Origin of the sequence: Chryseobacterium wanjuense (assembly GCF_900111495.1) — a bacterium.
GTDB lineage: Bacteria > Bacteroidota > Bacteroidia > Flavobacteriales > Weeksellaceae > Chryseobacterium > Chryseobacterium wanjuense.
This window is the reverse complement of the sequence record NZ_FOIU01000006.1, coordinates 76,727-97,113: the sequence shown is the minus strand read 5'-3', so window position 1 is coordinate 97,113 and position 20,387 is coordinate 76,727. Positions and strand designations below refer to the sequence as shown.

At 34.3% G+C, this 20,387-nt stretch carries 21 protein-coding genes and 1 tRNA gene; 13 read left to right on the top strand and 9 right to left on the bottom strand.

Going from position 1 to position 20,387, the window contains the following annotated elements; genetic code table 11:
* Positions 1 to 195: 195 nt before the first annotated feature.
* The 7 genes from BMX24_RS20615 to mce form a co-directional block, all read right to left on the bottom strand.
* Positions 196 to 936, bottom strand: coding sequence for a hypothetical protein (locus BMX24_RS20615; RefSeq protein ID WP_089796277.1), 741 nt, complete (start codon positions 934 to 936; stop codon positions 196 to 198).
* A 102-nt stretch (positions 937 to 1,038) separates the two neighbouring features.
* Complete coding sequence (locus BMX24_RS20610; protein ID WP_089796275.1) at positions 1,039 to 2,268, bottom strand: site-specific integrase; 1,230 nt, start codon at positions 2,266 to 2,268, stop codon at positions 1,039 to 1,041.
* A gap of 63 nt (positions 2,269 to 2,331) precedes the next feature.
* Positions 2,332 to 3,402, bottom strand: coding sequence for a DUF3987 domain-containing protein (locus tag BMX24_RS20605; protein ID WP_089796273.1), 1,071 nt, complete (start codon positions 3,400 to 3,402; stop codon positions 2,332 to 2,334).
* Positions 3,386 to 3,634: a helix-turn-helix domain-containing protein gene (locus tag BMX24_RS20600; protein WP_089796271.1), complete on the bottom strand. Its 249-nt coding sequence runs from the start codon at positions 3,632 to 3,634 to the stop codon at positions 3,386 to 3,388. Before BMX24_RS20600 ends, BMX24_RS20605 begins: the two co-directional genes overlap by 17 nt.
* Before the next feature lie 95 nt (positions 3,635 to 3,729).
* On the bottom strand, positions 3,730 to 4,536 hold the full coding sequence (locus tag BMX24_RS20595) for a hypothetical protein (RefSeq protein ID WP_089796268.1): 807 nt from the start codon (positions 4,534 to 4,536) through the stop codon (positions 3,730 to 3,732).
* Positions 4,537 to 4,621: 85 nt separating this feature from the next.
* Positions 4,622 to 4,695, bottom strand: a tRNA-Ile gene (locus BMX24_RS20590).
* A gap of 62 nt (positions 4,696 to 4,757) precedes the next feature.
* Positions 4,758 to 5,156: a methylmalonyl-CoA epimerase gene (mce, locus tag BMX24_RS20585; RefSeq protein WP_089796266.1), complete on the bottom strand. Its 399-nt coding sequence runs from the start codon at positions 5,154 to 5,156 to the stop codon at positions 4,758 to 4,760.
* A 91-nt stretch (positions 5,157 to 5,247) separates the two neighbouring features.
* On the opposite strand from mce, the gene rbfA reads away from it, so the two are divergent.
* From rbfA to BMX24_RS20550, 7 genes are all read left to right on the top strand, one after another.
* On the top strand, positions 5,248 to 5,607 hold the full coding sequence (rbfA, locus tag BMX24_RS20580; protein WP_089796264.1) for a 30S ribosome-binding factor RbfA: 360 nt from the start codon (positions 5,248 to 5,250) through the stop codon (positions 5,605 to 5,607).
* A gap of 5 nt (positions 5,608 to 5,612) precedes the next feature.
* Positions 5,613 to 6,818: an ABC transporter permease gene (locus tag BMX24_RS20575; RefSeq protein WP_089796262.1), complete on the top strand. Its 1,206-nt coding sequence runs from the start codon at positions 5,613 to 5,615 to the stop codon at positions 6,816 to 6,818.
* A gap of 48 nt (positions 6,819 to 6,866) precedes the next feature.
* Positions 6,867 to 8,663, top strand: a complete 1,797-nt coding sequence (locus BMX24_RS20570) for an endonuclease (RefSeq protein WP_089796260.1) — start codon at positions 6,867 to 6,869, stop codon at positions 8,661 to 8,663.
* A gap of 62 nt (positions 8,664 to 8,725) precedes the next feature.
* Positions 8,726 to 9,463 (top strand): shikimate dehydrogenase family protein, encoded by a 738-nt coding sequence (locus BMX24_RS20565; protein ID WP_089796259.1) that lies wholly within the window; start codon positions 8,726 to 8,728, stop codon positions 9,461 to 9,463.
* Between the two features lie 73 nt (positions 9,464 to 9,536).
* Positions 9,537 to 11,342, top strand: coding sequence for a DUF349 domain-containing protein (locus BMX24_RS20560; protein ID WP_089796256.1), 1,806 nt, complete (start codon positions 9,537 to 9,539; stop codon positions 11,340 to 11,342).
* A 60-nt stretch (positions 11,343 to 11,402) separates the two neighbouring features.
* Complete coding sequence (gene ribD, locus BMX24_RS20555) at positions 11,403 to 12,425, top strand: bifunctional diaminohydroxyphosphoribosylaminopyrimidine deaminase/5-amino-6-(5-phosphoribosylamino)uracil reductase RibD (protein ID WP_089796254.1); 1,023 nt, start codon at positions 11,403 to 11,405, stop codon at positions 12,423 to 12,425.
* Between the two features lie 237 nt (positions 12,426 to 12,662).
* Positions 12,663 to 13,262: an IMPACT family protein gene (locus BMX24_RS20550; RefSeq protein ID WP_089796252.1), complete on the top strand. Its 600-nt coding sequence runs from the start codon at positions 12,663 to 12,665 to the stop codon at positions 13,260 to 13,262.
* 12 nt (positions 13,263 to 13,274) lie between these two features.
* Here the strand turns inward: BMX24_RS20550 and BMX24_RS20545 are convergent, their stop codons facing one another.
* Complete coding sequence (locus BMX24_RS20545) at positions 13,275 to 14,432, bottom strand: hypothetical protein (protein ID WP_170835763.1); 1,158 nt, start codon at positions 14,430 to 14,432, stop codon at positions 13,275 to 13,277.
* An 84-nt stretch (positions 14,433 to 14,516) separates the two neighbouring features.
* Positions 14,517 to 15,227 carry a zinc metallopeptidase gene (locus BMX24_RS20540; protein ID WP_089796247.1) on the bottom strand — a complete coding sequence of 237 codons (711 nt, stop codon included), beginning with the start codon at positions 15,225 to 15,227 and terminating at the stop codon, positions 14,517 to 14,519.
* A gap of 110 nt (positions 15,228 to 15,337) precedes the next feature.
* On the opposite strand from BMX24_RS20540, the gene BMX24_RS20535 reads away from it, so the two are divergent.
* The 6 genes from BMX24_RS20535 to BMX24_RS20510 all read left to right on the top strand — a co-directional run bounded on the left by BMX24_RS20535 (position 15,338) and on the right by BMX24_RS20510 (position 20,304).
* Positions 15,338 to 16,471, top strand: a complete 1,134-nt coding sequence (locus BMX24_RS20535; RefSeq protein WP_089796245.1) for a GNAT family N-acetyltransferase — start codon at positions 15,338 to 15,340, stop codon at positions 16,469 to 16,471.
* A gap of 370 nt (positions 16,472 to 16,841) precedes the next feature.
* Positions 16,842 to 17,213: an NADH-quinone oxidoreductase subunit A gene (locus BMX24_RS20530; protein ID WP_089796243.1), complete on the top strand. Its 372-nt coding sequence runs from the start codon at positions 16,842 to 16,844 to the stop codon at positions 17,211 to 17,213.
* Positions 17,214 to 17,315: 102 nt separating this feature from the next.
* Positions 17,316 to 17,876, top strand: a complete 561-nt coding sequence (locus tag BMX24_RS20525; protein ID WP_047397471.1) for an NADH-quinone oxidoreductase subunit B — start codon at positions 17,316 to 17,318, stop codon at positions 17,874 to 17,876.
* 5 nt (positions 17,877 to 17,881) lie between these two features.
* Positions 17,882 to 18,376: an NADH-quinone oxidoreductase subunit C gene (locus tag BMX24_RS20520; protein WP_089796241.1), complete on the top strand. Its 495-nt coding sequence runs from the start codon at positions 17,882 to 17,884 to the stop codon at positions 18,374 to 18,376.
* A 74-nt stretch (positions 18,377 to 18,450) separates the two neighbouring features.
* Entirely contained in the window at positions 18,451 to 19,674 is a 1,224-nt protein-coding gene (gene nuoD / locus BMX24_RS20515) for an NADH dehydrogenase (quinone) subunit D (RefSeq protein ID WP_089796239.1), read from the top strand.
* Between the two features lie 120 nt (positions 19,675 to 19,794).
* On the top strand, positions 19,795 to 20,304 hold the full coding sequence (locus tag BMX24_RS20510; protein ID WP_089796237.1) for an NADH-quinone oxidoreductase subunit NuoE family protein: 510 nt from the start codon (positions 19,795 to 19,797) through the stop codon (positions 20,302 to 20,304).
* Positions 20,305 to 20,387 lie beyond the last annotated feature (83 nt).

The following is a 20,387-nucleotide window of genomic DNA, read 5'->3' as shown; positions in this document are numbered from 1 at the left end:
CTTGGAATTAAGAGTGTTGTTTAATTGTCAAAGGTTGATGTTAAAAATAGATTTATAGCTTAATCCTACTGATAAAGGAATACACATTCAGGACAAAAAGCCATTAGAGGAAATCCTCAAATAAAAGATATCGTATATAATCTTTTTAACAATATCTTTTATTGGGGGAAATCCTCCATTGGGGAAAGGTGTCTGTTATTTTCTTTTCCTGCCTGTCTTTTTTTCTAATCCAGGTTTAAGATATTTTTGAATATCTCTGTGTCCTGGAAAAATAAAATCCTCTTCATTCTCTTCTCCAAACATTTTGGGAAGTAATTCAATAACTTTTTCAGGATGCAGAAAGAAGTAATTAACCTGCTGTGGTTTTCCTTCAAATGTTCTTGTTTTCTTCTCAACAGAAATAATTCCCAATTCTTTAAATCTGCTAATTATTTTTTCTGCCCTGTCTTTCTTGATGCCTACTTCTTTAAATATCTTTTCTTTAGACCAGTAAAATGAGGTAAAGTCTGATTTTTTGTACTTGATAAGTAGTGCCTCAAAAAAGACTCTTTCATCACAAACAAAGAAATTGCTGTCATATTTCATAAAAGTTAGTAGTCTTGTTCCAAAGATTGTATCATAATCTATCATATAATTCTCAAATGCAGAGTAATCATAGACATTCATATTGACTACAATCCTGTCAAAAGGGGTTAATGATGGTGTATTATTTTCAACAGCCATACTGCCATCTTCTGTAACTTTTACTAAAATGTACTTTGGATTGTTGTTTTCTTGGAAATTTTCTTCAAGAGTAATGTCGTGATTGTAGAGTTCTATTTTTTCAGACCTCTCTTCAAAATCTTCACTATATTCTCCAGGTAACTTCTGGGAAGGGAGATTACTTTCAATCCCATTTTCTTTATGAAAATCCTCTTCTAAAGGGAATTCATTCATAATATTAATGAGTTAAAAATTTGTAAAAATTGAAATTAAGAATTTTCTTAATTTTATTACACAAGGATATTTCTATTTTTTCAGATTAAGTTTAATCTTGGTTTATAAATCTAATAATCTTCTGTTGGCGTTATCCAGTTCTTCATCATCAAATTCTTTCAGATAGGTCATAGTTATTTGTACATTAGAATGCCCCATCAGTTCAGAAATCAAATCTGTACTTGTTCCTTTCTTTTTAAGGATGGTTGCAAAGCTGTGTCTAGCTACATAAGAGGTTACATGAGATTCAACACCTGCAATTTTAGCTATCTCTCCTAATTTTCTATTATAACGACTTAAAACTTTATGTTTTCTGTATTCAATCTGTTTTGGTGTCATATCATCACTTAACAGTATTGGGAATACATAAGAAGTATTCTTTGTTTTATCTTTGTAAAAATCAATTATTTCCTGCGCCTTATCAACAATTTCTATATTAAATCTGCCTTTGGTTTTGGCTCTGGTATAATATAATCTGTCATTAACTATATCTGATTTTTTAAGGTACATCATATCCACAAAGTTCATCCCTCTTGTGTAAAATGAAAACATAAAGTAATTGTATGCTTCCATAAGATGGGGAAACTGCAACAAATTAACATCTTTCAACTTTTTAAAATCTTCTACTGTCAATGCTCTTTTGTTGGGTTTTGCTTTGAGCTTGGAAACCTTGTAGTATTTAAAGGGATAAATATCCTGTGATATGATTTTTCTATTAATAGCTTTATTAAATATTGCTCTAATTTGCCTCATCTTGAAAGCCATTCCTCCATTTTCATTTCCTTTTGAACGCATATATACTTCATATTTTTCAAGTAACTCTGGGGTCAGTTCTTTGAATTTCAGTGTTGTTTTGCCTGAATGGTTATCATTTATAAATTTTAACAGAGATTCTTTTGCTTCCCTATAGGCTCTTGCATTTCCTAATCTGTCTGACTGTTCCATTTCTGTAATAATTTCTTCTGTAAAGTCAAAAAAATTGTCATTGGTTTCTGGCATTCCCCTGAATTTTCTTTCAAAAGATTCTAGGGTGAAATCTTCATCGTTGAGCTGAAAATTTCTGATTATACTTAATGCTTCATATTTTTGTTTTATAATAAAACTATTTTCAATTTTAAAGTTTGGATGAGGCTTTATAAACTGCTCACTATCAAAATGTTCTTTAAAACCTTTTAAACCAATTGAGATTTCTTTTTTTCTTCTATTTTTTGTTATACGCAAGTAAACCAGATACTGACCATCAGACAAAGGTTTACTACCCATAACAACTTTTATTGTTGCATGGTTATTCATTTTTCTAGATTTAGTTAGTTGATAAAAGCCTGCCTGGAAATAGGCAGACTTAAGAAGTTTAGATTATTTTTTTAAATTCAAACTTTTGAAATTATAAAGAGAATGTTGAAAATAAATATCTATTAATTTTAAGCAGTTGTCAAAATCAGCATCTGTACAAACTAATTTATTAGGCTCTATTCTTTCTTCTACAAACCTTAAAGCAGAAATTATCATACATAATTTAAAAAAAATTAAGGCTAATCTATTGTTATTAGAAGTAAAGTTTAAAGATTCTTTATTCAGTATATAAGTTTGCTTATCTTGAAAATGCTGATGAAAAATTCTTTTTTGACGCTCTGTCAACTCAAATTCCAATTTGTCTCCATATCTAGAAAAAGAATACTTGTCTTTTAACATTTCTGAATAATACTCAAATACACCTCTTTTATTTTTATCTTTATTGGCAAAAACATCTTTAAACTTAGTAACCTCATCAAAAGAATAAGTAAGAAACATTGATGCTAAATCATTTCCAGCAGAATTCATTATAGATTTATACTGTTCCTGAGTACTACTTAATACAAGTGAAAGTTTAGGTTTTTCAATATTCATATAAAAATCTTCTTCCTTAAATGATATTGGTTCATGGTGAAAACTTTTCTTCAGAATATGTGAGAAATTATCCATCATAAATTTAATGATATCTGCTTCTGACTCTATAATCAACAATCCTCCATCAGTTCTGGCCATAAAGCTGTAAAAATCTTTGCTATTAATATTTACAGGCAAAATCTTTAAATCAAAACATGGTGTGACCACTTTATTATTACGTTTCATTTCAAATTCATAATCTGAGGTAGATACAGAGATGATAGCTTCATTAGTAATATCTACCAAACTTCTAGCTTTCATTATAACTCCTTTACCTGATGCAATAGGTACAGTTATAAAAGTGTGTAAATTAGGATAAACTATATCAGAGTCATAATATCCACAGATATGAGGTAATAAACTGCTTAACACTCCTAAAGATGATGTAAGAAGCATATCCTTCTCCCTGCCTGAAAAATCTCTAGTAACATCTCTAAGGATAAGTGGTAAATTCTTATAAACTTTGTTAGGAATTAATGGTGTTTTAGTTTGTCTTTCCATTAGATTTAAAATTTTTGGTTAATAAATGCTTTTCTAAACTTTCAACAGATTTCATCTCATTCTGCATCATCCAGTTCTCCAAATCTTCTTTTCTAAAGTAGATTTTACCATTATTAGGTTTGAAGAAGTTGATTCTGCCTTCTGATGTCAATTTATACAAGAAAGACTTGCTGACATCCATAAATTCAATGGATTCTTTGAAACTCAAAATGTTTTTTTCAGTTTTATTCATTGTTTTACATTTTGTGGTGACAAAGGTAGTAGCATGAAAAAATCCACTTCTCAAATTGTAAGAAGTGGATAATATTAGAGTAATATTACTTGCTATTACTGTAGTTTATTATGTAGTTTGGTAAAGAAATCCAACAGATCTATAGATAAGGATATTCCTGATTTTTTATTGCTGGTTTTGTATCTTTGATAATTATTAACTTTTAGAATTTTATTGCCTGATGTATAAAAAAGTCCTGATAGTTCAATATTTTTTATTCTCCCTTTTTCTAATATTGGTAATAAATTTCTGATATACTCTACCATTTCTGCTGTTGAACATTTAAAGATTATATTTTTATTACTATCACCTGACAGCACATTAAAGAAATCGTTTACATCCAAATTTTCATATTCAATATAATCATCAACACTTAAATTATATAGATTAGTAATATCAGATTTTCTAAGCCCTCCTTTTAATCTTAGGTATGGATTAACTTTTTGATTAGCAACAAAGGAAGCAATAGAAATTTCAAAATTGTATTTTACCTGAAAAAAATTAATCAGTTTGTCTATATATTTTTTAGTGAAACCATAAGTGTCTAATCTTAATATATTCCTTAAGGATTTTTCAACATAGTCTTTAAAGCCTTTGATTTCTTCTTTAATATAAGCTTCCTCCATTAGAAGTTTAGCTTTCTCAAACAGTTCTCCAATATTTCTTTCAAAGTTAGACAGCCAAGATGAACAGCTATCATTTGAGAAATGTAAAATAATATCATCGCCTTTTTCTTCAATATGGCTATAATTAATTCCATATTTGTAAAAGGATTCTGTAAAGTTAGTTTGGGATTTTGTAATACCTTCAGAAGTAAGGCAATCTTCAATTTCTTTGAAGAATAATAATTTATTATCAGCCATAGTCAAAAATACAAATGTTTCACCTATGTTTCACCCAACAAAACAAAAAAGCACCTACATTTCTGTAAGTGCTTGATTTAAAAAGTGGTCCCACCTGGGCTCGAACCAGGGACCACCTGATTATGAGTCAGGTGCTCTAACCAACTGAGCTATAGGACCTCAAAATTTGGTTAAATTTTGTGATTGCAAAAATAGTAAAATTTCTTTCACTACAAAATTTTTCAAGGCTTTTCTTGGCAAAGTTCTACCAGAACACCGTTTGTAGATTTAGGATGTAGGAATACAACCAATTTATTATCAGCACCTTCTTTCGGTTCTTCTGAGATAAACTGAAATCCTTCTTTTTTTAATCTTTCTATTTCTTCAATAATATTTTCAACGCCAAAAGCCAAATGATGGATGCCTTCACCCTTTTTTTCAATAAATTTTGAGATCGGGCTTTCTTCCCTACTGGCTTCCAGAAGCTCTATTTTGCTTTCTCCCGCCGCATAAAATGAAGTGACTACCCCTTCCCTTTCTACACTTTCTTTTTTATAAGATTCTTTTCCTAAAAGTTTCGCAAAAAGCTCATCCGAAACACCCAAAGATTTCACGGCAATGCCGATATGTTCTAATTTCATAAAATAATTCTATAAATTAAGTCGTAAATTTGATACAGACACCAAATTTCAAAGTATCAATTCAAACAAAAGTACTAAATTTGCACAAATTATGGAAAGTAACAGACAAAGAAAAGTAGCTCAGATCATACAGGAAGACTTCGCAGAACTTTTCCGCAAACAGGCTGCAGAAAGCAAACAAAGCATTTTAGTAACAGTTTCGGATGTAAAAGTGACTGCAGATCTTGGTATTGCCAAAATTTATTTAAGCATATTTCCACAGGAATTCCGTGCTGCGGTGATGAAAGAAATTGAGGAAAACAAAACCCAATACAGAAATTTCATCGGCCAGAAAATGGCAAAACAGGTTCGTGTGATTCCTAATCTTAACTTTTACTTAGACACTTCCCTTGATGATGTTGAAAAAATAGAAAAAGAACTAAGAGGAGAAGGCGACAATCCTATTTTATAAAAATTTTGAAGAACATTGCATTTTATATAGCTTCAAGGTACCTTTTAGCCAAAAAAGGCAGTACTGCCGTTACGTTTATTACGTGGCTGGCCGTTGGTGCTATGATGGTGGCAGTGACTGCAATGTTTGTCATTATTTCCGTTTTTTCGGGTCTTGAAGATCTTAATAAAGACCTGATTTCCAATCTTCATGCCGATCTTACCATTAAAAGTTCTACGGGAAAAACACTGAAAGATTTCAATAAAATTAATGCTGTTTTAAAAAGCAATAAAGAAATCCGCAATTTTTCCAGAGTTATTGAAGAGAAGGTTTATATTAATTTTAACGGCAAGGGCGACATCGCTTACCTGAGAGGTGTTGATTCTGCTTATACAAAGGTAAATCCTATCGATAAAGATGTTTTCTACGGAGCGTATCCAAGCTTCAAATATTCCAATGAAGTTTTGATGGAAAACTCTTTAGACAACAGATTATCGATTCCGGTGGCTTCCAATACAGATTATGCGACGATTTTCATGCCGAAGCCAGGAACTGGAATTATTAATAAAGAAGAAGATATTTATAATAAAAAAGACGTTCTTGTTACGGGAGTATTTCCGGGAAAAGATCAGTTGGACAATTATATCATTTCTCCTATTGAGCTTACGGAAGAATTATTAAACTTACCGAAACATTCTGCCTATCAAATTGTTGTAAAGCTTAAAAATTCCGACAACACAGATTCTGTAAAGCAGCAGCTTCTGTCATCGTTAGGAAAAAACATCGAGATAAAAACCAAAGAAGAGGAAAATGCAGCATTCTGGAAAATGATTAATACTGAAAAATTATTCATTTATCTGATTTTTGCATTGGTCATTTTCATTACGACTTTCAATTTGGCGGGAGCGATTATTATTTTACAACTTGATAAAAAAGAACAGGCAAAATCGTTGATTTCACTAGGCTTTCCTTTAAGTCATTTAAGAAGAATCTATTTCTATACGGGAGTTCTTATCGTTGTTTCCGGAATCATCTCCGGGCTTATTTTAGGAACGGCACTTTGCTATTTCCAACAGTACACAGAATTTTTCAAGGCTAATGAAACCCTGCCTTTTCCTGTAAAAATTGTCGGTAAAAATTATTTTATCGTTGCCATTACCGCTTCCCTGTTTGGGTTCATCATTTCCTGGGTATTTTCAAAAATAAGTAAAGAGTATATTACTAAAAATTAACACGATACGGTTTCATTTTTTTGTATCTTTACGCCCCAATTTTTAAAAATGAAACGAACTTTACTCTCTTTTTTAATGAGTTTTGCCTTTATCAGTGCATTTGCTCAGATTCCTGCGGGATACTATGATGGCACATCAGGTCTTACCGGAGCCCCTTTAAAAACTAAACTTAAACAAATCATTACGAATGGTCACGTTGATCATGGATATAATGGTTTATGGACTGGTTATCAAACCACAGATATCGATAAATTCTACGAAAACGACAATTCAGTTTTAGATATTTATTCTGAAAATCCCAACGGAGCAGATCCTTACAATTACACACCTGGGTCAAACCAATGTGGAAACTACAACAGCGAAGGCGATTGCTACAACAGAGAGCATATTGTGCCTCAAAGTTTATTTAATGAACAACCCCCGATGGTTTCCGATATTCACTTTATCCGCCCAACAGATGGAAAAGTAAACGGAATGAGATCAAACTACCCTTTCGGAAAAGTAAGCACGGCTTCTTTTAACTCTCAAAACGGATCAAAACTTGGAAACTCCGCTTCTCCGGGATATTCGGGAACTGTTTTTGAGCCGATCGATGCTTTTAAAGGTGATGTTGCCAGAATGATTTTTTATTTTGTAACAAGATATGAAAATCAGCTTTCATCATTCTCTACAGGAAATATGTTGGGAGATTCTGCATTTCCCGGCTTACAAACCTGGGAACTTAATCAGCTTTTGGCTTGGAATGCCTTAGATCCTGTATCTGCAGCTGAAATCGAGAGAAACAACAAATCTTATGTTTTCCAGGGAAACAGAAATCCATACATCGATCATCCGGAATATGTAAATCAGATCTGGGGAACACCAATTGTAGATACAGAAGCGCCAAGTGTGCCGACAAATCTTGCCACAAACAATCCGACTGCCAATTCAATTTCTTTAAGCTGGACAGCTTCTACAGACAATGTAGGTGTTGCCGGTTATGATATTTATAAGGATGGTGTTTTCTATGCAACGGTTTCAGGAACTACCGCAACGGTTTCAGGATTAAATCCTTCTACAACCTATAGTTTTTATATAATCGCTAAAGATGCGGCAGGAAATCCATCAACATCTAGCAATACGGCTACAGGAACTACTCTTGCTGGGCAACCTGGCGGTGGAAGCTGCGGAACGGAAACATTTGAATCAATTCCTAACGGCGGAAACGGCTACGGATTAAGAACATGGACAAATGATGGAATTACATGGAACGCTACAGATGCAAGAACCGACCAGACGATTAACAATAAAGCTATTACTTTAAGAGTTGGAAACTTAACAAGTTCTTCCGTTTCAGGAGGTATTCAAAGTCTTACGGTGACAACTTCTTTAAAATTCGGAAGCGGTGCAGGAGTTTTAAATGTTGAAGTAAACGGCGTTCAGGTAGGTACGGTTCCTTACAGCGCTACAACGAATACTACCACAACAACTACCATCAACAATATTAATGTAACCGGAAATGTAGTTATCAAAATCACAAATCCTACTACAAATACAAACGGACCAAGAGTAGCCATCGACGACCTAAGCTGGACTTGCTACAGCGGGGCATTAGGAACGGTTGAAACCATAAAAGAAAAATCTTTCAGCGTTTATCCAAATCCTGTAAGAAACAACGAATTATTTGTAAAAGGTGAAAACTTAAAAACAATTTCAAAAGCTCAGATCTATGACCTTTCAGGAAAATTGATCGAAACTATTGAAAATCCTTTTAAAAATTCTAATAAAATTAACCTTAAAGGCTTAGTAAAAGGAAATTACATTCTTAAAACAGATACTTTCTCTACAAAATTTATTGTTGAGTAATTATTAAAAAATATTTTACGTTAAAGACCGGTTTTTTCCGGTCTTTTTTTTATTTTTATGGTATGGATTCCAACAAAAAATTAGGTTTAGTAGGAAGAAATATTTCATATTCTTTCTCAAAAAAATTCTTTGAAGACAAATTTCAGAAACTGATGCTGAAAGGATATTCTTATAATATCTTTGATCTCAGCGAAATTAAAGAAGTGGAAAATCTCTTCTCTGCTCCTGATCTTTTGGGCTTCAATGTAACGATTCCCTACAAGGAAAAAATCATTGATTACCTGGATGAACTGAGTGATGAAGCTCAAAAAATCGGTGCGGTGAACTGTGTTTTAATTCAAAACGGAAAAAAAACAGGCTACAATACAGATGCTTTCGGGTTTGAAAAAACATTGCTTCTCCATAAAAAACCACATCATACTTCGGCTATCATTCTTGGAAACGGAGGCGCTGCCAAAGCCGTAAAATATGTGTTGGATAAAAACGGGATCTCATCTATTACAGTTTCCAGAAACACAGAAATCAATTTTGAAAATCTCGATAAAGAAACGGTGGAAAACCACAAAATTATCATCCAGTGTACCCCTGTCGGAACTTTCCCCAATGTGGAGGACTGCCTTAGTTTTCCTTTTGATGGGCTTTCCAAAGACCACTTAATCATAGACTTAATCTACAATCCAAACTACACGCAATTCATCATCAATGCCTCTGAAAAAGGAGCCAAAACAGTGAATGGATATTATATGCTGGAGCAGCAGGCAGAAAAAGCGTGGGAAATTTGGAATTTTCAAAAAAAATAACATAAATTAGTACTTTAATTGGCATTTTTGCTATATTTAAAGGATATTAAACGCCACTCATAAAAGATTTGCTATGATTACAGAAAACAACCTTTCTGAAAACGAAGAAAAGAAAGATTCTCAAGACGTATCTCACGAAGAAACATCCGAAAACACCGTTTCTCAGGATGAAAACGTGCATGAAGAGGATACAGAACACGAGGAAGAACATGAAGATGTAGACATCTCGCTGGCTGATGCTCTGAAGGAAATGGAGAAAATCATCAATGCTCCGAATGCAGGGGAAAATTCAAAAAAATTCAATCAGCTTAAAGAAAAAGCAAATCATCAGATCCACGACGAAGTGGAAGATAAAAAACATGAATATGTAGATGCCGGAAATGCTCCTGAAAACTTCAGCTATGAGCATCCTTTACAGGCAAGATTTTCTGCATTGGTGAATATTTTCAAGGAAAAATATGACACGTACCAAAAAGGTCAGGAAGAAGAGCAAAAGAAAAACCTTGAACACCGCCAAAACATTATCGAAAGACTTAAAAATCTTTATACCAACTCCGAACCGGGTGTGAACCTCTTCAAATCGATTAGAGAGATTAAAGAAGACTGGTCAAAAGCCGGACAGGTTGCAAAATCTGAATTCAGGATTCTTAATAACAATTATTTTCACCATCTGAATCAGTTTTACCAGATGCTGGATCTTAATAAAGAATTCCTGGAGCAAGAATACAGCCACAATCTTGAAAAAAGACAGCACATTATCCAGCGTGCAAAAGAGCTTGAGCATGAGCCTGTCATTCAGAAAGCATTAAACGAATTACAATATCTTCATAAGCTTTGGAAGGAAGAAGCAGAGCCGGTTGCAGAAGAGTTCCGTGAAAAGACATGGGAAGAGTTTAAAGAAATTTCCAACAAAATTCACGAAAGAAAATCTGAACTTTCCGCTGCCATCGAGTCTGAGCAAAACGCCAATCTTGAAAAGAAAAATCAGATCATCGCAGAAATTAAAAAACTTTCTGAGCCATCTGAAACGCCTAATCACAATTACTGGCAAAACTCGATCAAAAGAGTGGAAGATCTTCGTGCAGAGTTTTTAAAAACAGGAAGTGTTCCAAGAAAACTTTCCAACCAAAATTGGAATGATTTTAAAACAACATTGAGAGGTTTTAATACAACAAAAAACACTTATTATAAATCATTAAAAGGTTCTCAACAGGCTAATCTGGAAGAAAAATTAAAACTAATCCAGACGGCAAAAGACAATCAGAATAATGAAGAATGGGATATCGCGGTTCCGTTGTTTAAAAAACTTCAGGAAGACTGGAAAAAAGTAGGACACGTTCCAAAGAGCATGACCAACAAAATCTGGGACGAATTCCGGGATGCTTGTAATGCTTTCTTCAACAATTACAGAGAAAAAAGCAATGCTTCTACCGATAACTGGAAAGAAAATTATAAAAACAAAAAAACGCTTCTTGACGAGCTGAAAACCGTTAGCAACGAAGAAGGCAGCATCGAAAAAATCGAAGCTATCAAAACTGCGTGGAATAATATCGGGAAGGTTCCGAGAGATAAAATTTCAATTAATACTGAATTCAACAAAACGTTGAGAGAGAAATTGAAATTAAACAAAATCAACGAGTTAGAACTTAAAGAAGAAGGTTTATCTGAAAATCAGCTCACCGACAAAGCAAGAAAAATCAAGAGCCAGATCTCTGACCTTGAAGCTGAAATCGTAAAACTGGAGAACAACCTGGCATTCTTCAAAAAGCCATCGAGAGAAAATCCTATGTTGAAAGATACTTTCGATTCTATCGACGAGAAGAAGGCTCATTTGGAAACTTTAAAGCAAAATCTTCACAGCATCATCGCAGGAGAATAAAATAATTTAAAAATCTAAAAAGCGGAGCGGAGAAATTTGTCTTCGCTTTTTTCATTCAATATGCAAGACGAATTTTATATAAAAAGATGCATCGTGCTGGCTCAGAAAGCCATTGGTAAAACATATCCGAATCCTTTGGTGGGAAGCGTTATCGTGCATAATGGGAAAATTATCGGCGAAGGTTATCATCACAAAGCCGGAGAAAATCATGCAGAAATCAATGCTATCAATTCTGTAAAAGATAAAACTTTGATTCCGGAATCTACGATCTATGTTTCTCTGGAACCCTGTGCGCATTATGGAAAAACGCCGCCTTGTGCTTTAAAAATCAAAGAATTAGGATTCAAGAGAGTGGTCATCGGCGCGATGGATTCTCATGATAAAGTGAACGGAAAAGGAAAAAAAATCATTCAGGATGCCGGAATTGAAGCGGTTTCCGGGATTTTGGAGAAAGAATGTATTGAATTAAACAAAAGATTTTTCACCTATCACGAAAAGAAAAGACCTTATATTATTCTAAAATGGGCAGAATCGGGTGACGGATTTTTAGATAAAAATTTTAAGCCTGTTTCCATTTCAAATTCTTTGGCGAATCAGTTTGTACACCAGCTGAGAGCCGACGAACACGCCATTTTAGTCGGAACTCAAACTGCGTTGAACGACAATCCGAGTTTGACGGTAAGAAATGTAGAAGGGGTAAATCCGGTAAGAATCTTAATTGATTTTGAATTAAAAGTTCCGCAGGATTTCAGTATTTATAACAGGGAAGCGAAAACTTTGGTGTTTAATACCATTAAAGAAGAAACTCAAAACAATATTCAGTTTATTAAAATTGAAAAAGAGAATTTTTTATCTGGCTTAATGAAGGCTTTGTATAAGGAACAGATTCAGTCCGTTATCATTGAAGGGGGAAGATTTACTTTACAGGAATTCATTGATGCAGGTCTTTGGGATGAGGCGATTGTTATTAAAAATGAAAATCTAAAGCTGGAAAATGGCACCAAAGCTCCTGAGTTTGATTTTGAGCCGGAAAGGGTTGAAAATTTCAGGGATAATGTTGTTGGATTTTATAGAAATCGTTAAAAATCAATTGAGTTTGTTCAAACTTTTTATTAACTACAAAAGAGACAAAAGCTATTATTGGACTATTTAAAGTTTAACTAAAACAAAGCCCGCAAAAGGTTAAAAATTAAAGATTTTTTTTAAACTTATGTGTTCTTATTTGCAGTTTAATAATAAACTTAAAATAATGATGCTTAATCTTTTGTGGTTAAATTAAATAGACTTGTCGAAGCATCCAATAAGAAAACCAGATTAAAAATGCAGTTCGAATACAAAACCATAGAAAAACCCATAGAAAATACTTTATTAAAAGAAAAAGGAAGCAAGTTCATCGGATTTGCTTTTCCGGTAAATAATGAAGAAGAACTGAAGGCTGCGTTGGAAAAAATAAGGGCAGAGCATCCGAAGGCAACTCATCATTGTTATGCTTTCAGAATGGGACTTAATGGTGAAAATTATCGCGCTAATGACGACGGAGAACCTTCCGGAAGTGCCGGATTGCCCATTTACAATCAGCTTTTGGCTCATGAGATTACGAATGTTCTGGTGATTTCTGTCCGTTATTATGGCGGAACAAAATTGGGGGTTTCCGGTTTGGTGAAGGCTTATAAAGAATCTGCAAAAATAACTTTGGAAGATGCTAATATCGTAACCAGAGAACTGGAAACGGAGATTGAGATTACATTTAATTTTAATCAACAAAACATTATCTTCACTCTCCTCTCAAAATTTGATGCAAAAATTATCAATTTCGATTCGCAGGAAAAAGCCTCAATTTTGGCAAGAATAAAATTAAAGCACCAGGATGAAATTTTGGAGTTGCTGTCAAACTTACAATTTGTGGAATATAAATTATAAATTCAGAAACCTTTACAATTCTATGCTTTTCTGTGTCTGATGATTATAAAGTATTATTTTTAAATGATCCTTTGAGTATTTCTGTTTCATATGAACTCCTATTTTTCTGTAAATTTCAATTTCTGGAAGGGGTGCAGACTTTATTTCTTTCAATGCCCAGTTTTGCAAATTGATATAAGGCTTTCCTTTACAAAGAGTATTTTTTTTGTGTTCAAAATAAGGTTCGAGTTCTTTTTCATTTCCGGAGATACAGATATACATTTGATCTCCTTTTCCTGAATACAAATTGAACGAAAAATATTGATACCAACTCCCGAAAAGACTAAAAACCGGCATTACAAACCAAAGTACAATCCAATATAGATTAGGGATAAGAATATTTTTATTTACAGGATCAACTGGTTTTGAATAAATAATTATTAAAATAAAAATCATTGCCAAATTCCAGGGCCAAACCACAGAATTGTATTTCAAGCCTAATGGACCTATAAAAATTAAAATACCTAAATGCATTAAAATCAATAAATAACTGATCTTCTTTTTTGATTTCGAGATAAACAGTAATATTGCCAGAGCGATTTCTACAAAAGGAATCAGCAAACCCGTAAAAAAGAGTTTGTATTTTAATATAAAATTCATTGAAAGTCCAAAAAAATCGACAAGCACCATATTCAGCCATACTGCAGAAAGAAAATCCCTGCTAAATTTATGCAAACCACTGAAAAAATAAATTGAAACTAAAAACAGATGACTTAGTAATAAAATATTTTTTGGTTTGTAAAAATTAATGATCACCATCAACAAGAAACATAAATACATATATTCCCAGGGCTGCCATCTTACGGTATCCAACGAACAGCTTAAGACTTCAGAAAAAAATAAAGCGATAAGCAACCAAAGGTTATTTTTAAAACATAAAACAGTAAGTAAGGCTAAAAGAGAGAATCCGAATAAAAATTGGTGCAAAAAATCAGGAACATTTTTTAAGATATCCAATGGTGGAATTACAGGATAAACCCTTTCTGTAATCCAAGTTTTATAGCTCCAGACTTTTGTAAGAAGCCAGAAAAAAGCAATCACTTTTATGAGATTGCCGATCTGGTTTTCTGATATATCTTTTTCCCGCATTGATGTTTTATAGGAATATTTATCAAAAATATCAAATTTCAATTAATATTAAACAAAACCTCCATAATAAAAAAACATCTCAGACAAATTGTCCGAGATGCAGTATATTTCTTTTAAATTTAAAGATTAATTCCTTCTTCCACCCATCAATAAAGATACAAAGTAGAGAAGCTGTGCGAGTGATCCGATAGCTGCTACGACGTAGGTTCTTGCCGCCCATTTCAAGCTGTCTTGCACTCCTGCATATTCTTCAGACGTTACGGTTCCCGTGTCTTTCAGCCATTTCATCGCTCTGTTGCTCGCATCATACTCTACAGGAAGCGTCACAAATGCAAAAACTGTTGTAAATGCAAACATGATCACCCCTATGGCCAAAACAGTCGTGTTTCCATTGGGATCATGGATCGTTCTTGTCGCTGCCATGATGGCGATACCCGCAATCAAGACAAACTGCATGAGATTAGAACTTATATTAACGACCGGAACTAACCGCGATCGCAATTGAAGCATCGAATACCCAACCGCATGTTGTACAGCGTGACCACATTCGTGAGCCGCAACAGCCGCCGCTGCCGCATTCCTCTGCATATAAACTCCTTCCGAAAGATTCACCGTCTTATTTTCAGGATTATAATGATCTGTCAATTGTCCCGGAACAGAAATTACCTGAACGTCATTGATACCATTATCTCTCAGCATTTTTTCAGCAACTTCTTTTCCCGAGAGCCCATTTTTGAGGTGTACTTTGGAATAATACTCAAATTTCGATTTCAGCCTCGAAGAAACCCACCAGCTAATCAGCATCGAAATTCCAATGATTATATAGTAACCTGTCATTTTGTTATGAAATTTTAATGTATAATTTTAACCAAAATGATGTAAAAACTATGCCAAAGTATTAGATTTAAATTAATTATATTTGCTCTTTAATTCTCCTCTAAAACACTATGTCAAAAGTTTCAGTTATTGAAGTAAAATCGAACGATCAGCTAAAGCAATTTGTAAGATTTCCCATGGATTTGTATTCGAACAATCCGTATTATGTTCCCGCATTTATCAACGATGAAATCAATATATGGAATTCGGGTGAAAATCCGGCCATGCAATATTCTGAAGCCAAACAGTTTTTAGCGTATAAAGACAATAAAATTGTAGGAAGAATCGCTGTGATTATCAATCATAAAGAAGAAAAAGAACTGGGCATCAGAAAGGTCCGTTTCGGATGGATCGATTTTATTGATGATGAGGAAGTTTCTCAGGCATTGATTCAGACTGCAATTGATTATGCTAAAGAAAAAAACATTGACAAAATCGAGGGACCGATGGGCTTTACCAATCTTGACAAAGCCGGAATGCTGACATTAGGATTTGACAAATTGGCAACAATGATCGGCATCTACAATCATGATTATTACCCGAAACATCTTGAAAAATTAGGATTAATAAAGGAAAAAGAATGGGTAGAATTTGAACTGGTCTTTCCAGAGGTTTTACCGGATAAAATCCACAAGTTCAACGAATTGATTTCACAAAAATATAAGCTTAAAGTTTTAAATTTCAAATCTAAAGAACAAATTTTGGAATATGTAGATCCTATGTTTGACCTTTTGGATGAAACGTACAAACATCTTTCGACCTACACTCCTATTTCCGATGAACAACGTAAAACGTACAAGGAAAAATATTTTAAGCTAATCGATAAAGATTATATCGTTTGTGTCGCAGATGATGCAGATCAGCTTATTGCTTTTGCGATCACAATGCCTTCTTATTCAAAAGCTTTACAAAAATCAAAAGGAAAATTACTTCCGTTCGGATGGTGGCATTTCCTGAGAGCCGGAAAAAGGAATGACAGAGCCAATTTTTATCTGATCGGAATTCATCCGGATTATCAAAGAAGAGGCGTAACATCCATTATTTTCAAAGAAATCTGGAAATTATTCCGAAAAAAAGGAGTAAAATACCTGGAAACCAATCCTGAACTGGAAGAAAACAAGAGTGTTCAGCTGTTATGGCAAGACTACAACCCTGTGAATCACAAAAGAAGAAGAACGTATTCATTAACTATAAACGATAATTAGTTATTAATGATAAGTTGTCATTCTAAAAATTAAAACTTATCATTCATAACTCAAAACTTATAAACTTTACTCATGAAGCCGCATCTCATTATTTTCGGAATTTTAATTGCAGGGTTTGCTATTTACAATTTCTTTTTTCAGGTGGAAGATGACAAAACGAATACTTTAATTAACATAATCTATGCGAGCATCTTATTTGGCTTTATTTCATTTATGGCCTATTCGCTCCTTAAAAAAATGAAGAAATAAGCGTTATTTTTATTGATTCTAAATTATCGGTTTTCCTTATTTTAATTCCACTTTTAGGCTGATTAATTTCATGCTTTCTTGTTTATTCTGTAAATTTGCAAATTGAGATAATAATGCAAAAATGAATTTACCTGAAAGTTATATTCCAATCCTATTACAAGCAGGTGTTGCGGTAGCATTCGTAGCAGTTTCTTTGCTTGGAGCGCATTTTTTAGGTCCGAAACAGAAAAAAGGAAATTCTGTGAAAAACCAAAGCTGGGAGTGTGGAGTCCCGGTAGAAGGAAATGCAAGAACACCGTTTTCCATTAAATACTTTTTGACGGCGGTATTATTCGTATTATTCGATATTGAAATCGTATTTTTTTATCCCTATGCTGTAAACTTCAGAGAATTCGGTATGGAAGGATTCCTGGCAGTGCTTACATTTGTAGCGATTTTCTTCATGGCATTTTTCTATGTATGGAAACGTGGCGCATTAGATTGGGATAAATAAAAATTTTAAATTAAAAATTATACATTTTAGATGATGATTTCTCAGTTAAAGTTAACATTAACAATAATTTAGAATCTAATTTAAAATCTAAAATCTACTAAAATGTCAGATAACAAACCAGTAATAAGAACAGATGCACCTGCTCCGGAAGGATTTGAAGGAGAAGGGTTTTTCGCAACGAAACTGAGCAGTGTAATCGGGATGGCTAGAAAGTTTTCTCTTTGGCCTTTGCCTTTTGCAACCTCTTGTTGTGGTATCGAGTTTATGGCTACCCTGAACCCTACGTATGACGCTTCGAGATTTGGTATGGAAAGAAACTCTTTCTCACCAAGACAAGCGGATATGCTGATGGTTTGCGGAACTATATCTAAGAAGTTAGGACCAGTCCTAAAAGAAGTTTACACTCAGATGGCAGAGCCGAAATGGGTGGTGGCAGTTGGAGCCTGTGCTTCCAGCGGTGGTATTTTTGATACGTATTCTGTATTGCAAGGAATTGATAAAATCATCCCTGTAGACGTATACGTTCCCGGATGTCCTCCAAGACCGGAACAGATTATCGAAGGTGTAATGCAGGTTCAGGCTTTGGCAGAAAGCGAAAGCATCAGAAGAAGAGATATGCCTGAATACCAAAAATTATTAGATTCTTACAATATTAGCAACTAACGGAAATGACAAACGAATTTGTATTAGAAGCAATCACCAGAGAATTTCCGGAGTCTGTAATCGCGAGTTCAGAACCTTATGGGATGTTGACTATTGAAGTAAAGAAAGATGATATTAAAAAGATCATTCACTATCTGAAAGATTCATCATTGGAATTTAATTTCCTTACAGATATTTGTGGAATCCATTACCCAGAATTTCCAGAAAAAGAAATCGGAGTGATTTACCACCTACATAATATGATGGCTAACTTCAGATTGCGTCTGAAAATCTTTATGTCCAGAGAAAACATCGAGGTAGATTCTTTAGTAGAATTATACGCCGGAGCCAACTGGATGGAAAGAGAAACTTATGATTTCTACGGAATTAAATTTAAAGGACATCCTGATCTTAGACCTATTTTAAATATGGAAGATCTGGGATACCACCCAATGTTGAAGGAATATCGTTTGGAAGACGGAACAAGAACCGATAAGAACGATAGCATGTTCGGAAGATAAAAATAATGCAATAAGCAGTAAGCTATAAGCAATGAGCTTAAAGCCTAAAGCCTAGAGCCTAAAGCATTTAAATTATGAAAGATAACTCATTATCTAATATACTTAACCAATACGACAGTAAGGAGCAAATTGACGGACAGCTTTATACCCTCAATTTAGGACCCACTCACCCTGCAACGCACGGGATTTTCCAGAATATCTTAACGATGGACGGAGAAAGAATCCTTCACGCTGAGCAAACGGTGGGATACATCCACAGAGCATTTGAGAAAATTTCTGAAAGAAGAAACTATTCTCAGATCACTACCCTTACCGACCGTATGAACTACTGTTCTGCACCGATCAACAACTTAGGTTGGCACATGACAGTTGAGAAATTAATCGGAGTTGAAGTTCCAAAACGTGTAGATTATATGCGTGTAATTTTAATGGAACTGGCAAGAATCGGTGACCACCTTATCTGTAACGGGGTAACCGGAATGGACTCCGGAGCAATTACCGGTCTTACCTATATGTTCATCGAAAGAGAACGTATTTATGATATGTACGAGCAGATCTGCGGAGCGAGAATGACTACCAATATGGGAAGAATCGGAGGTTTCGAAAGAGATTTCACTCCAAAATTCCATGAGTTATTAAAGGATTTCCTTAAAACTTTCCCACCAAGATTCAAAGAATTCTGTACTTTATTGGAAAGAAACAGAATCTTTATGGACAGAACCATCGGAGCAGGAGCTATTTCTGCAGAAAGAGCATTAAGCTACGGTTTTACAGGTCCGAATTTACGTGCAGCAGGAGTAGATTATGACGTAAGAGTTGCACAGCCTTATTCTTCTTACCAGGATTTCGACTTTATTATTCCTGTGGGAACATCAGGAGATACTTACGACCGTTTCATGGTTCGTCAGCAGGAGATCTGGGAATCTATTAAAATCATCAAACAAGCATACGAAAATCTTCCTGAAGGGCCATTCCACGCGGATGTTCCTGATTTCTATCTTCCTGAAAAGGCTGATGTTTATCAAAAAATGGAAGCATTAATCTACCATTTCAAAATCGTAATGGGAGAAACAGATGTGCCGAAAGGTGAAGTTTACCACGCTGTAGAAGGAGGAAACGGAGAATTAGGTTTCTATCTGGTGAGTGATGGCGGAAGAAGTCCTTACAGACTGCATTTCAGAAGACCATGTTTCATCTACTATCAAGCTTATCCTGAGATGATTACAGGTTCTGTAATTTCTGATGCGATTGTAACGATGTGTAGTATGAATATTATTGCGGGAGAATTAGACGCATAATTAGAATTAAGAAACAGATGAAAGATAAAAGACTTTCATCACCCCAATATAAATTGAATTTAGAACACGAATCTCAGAGTCTATACTCTTTTTTCTATGTTCTTTAATCTTAGATAAAAAATGAGCGAAACAATAGCTTTTAAACCGGAAAGTTTAGAACAGGTACACAAAATCATCGCAAGATATCCTGAAGGAAGACAAAAATCTGCTCTTCTTCCTGTTCTGCATTTGGCACAGAAAGAATTCGGAGGTTGGTTAGACGTTCCAGTAATGGATTATGTTGCCGGATTACTAAGTATTAAGCCAATTGAAGTATATGAAGTGGCAACTTTCTATACCATGTTCAATATGAAGCCGGTAGGTAAATATGTTTTGGAAGTTTGCAGAACGGGACCTTGTATGGTTTGCGGAAGCGAAAAAATCCTGGATCATATCAGAACCAAACTGAACATTAAAGACGGACAAACTACTGAAGACGGTATGTTCACATTAAAACCGGCAGAATGCCTTGGCGCTTGTGGATATGCACCGATGATGCAGTTAGGAAAATTCTTTCACGAAAATTTAACGATAGAAAAAGTGGACGAAATCCTTGATCTTTGCAGACAGGGACAAATCGCTTTAGACTAATTTGAGTTAATTTTTAAAAATAATTATAAAAAGCTGAAAGCTGTCACACTGAGCTTGTCGAAGTGCAATAGCCAACGCTAAAA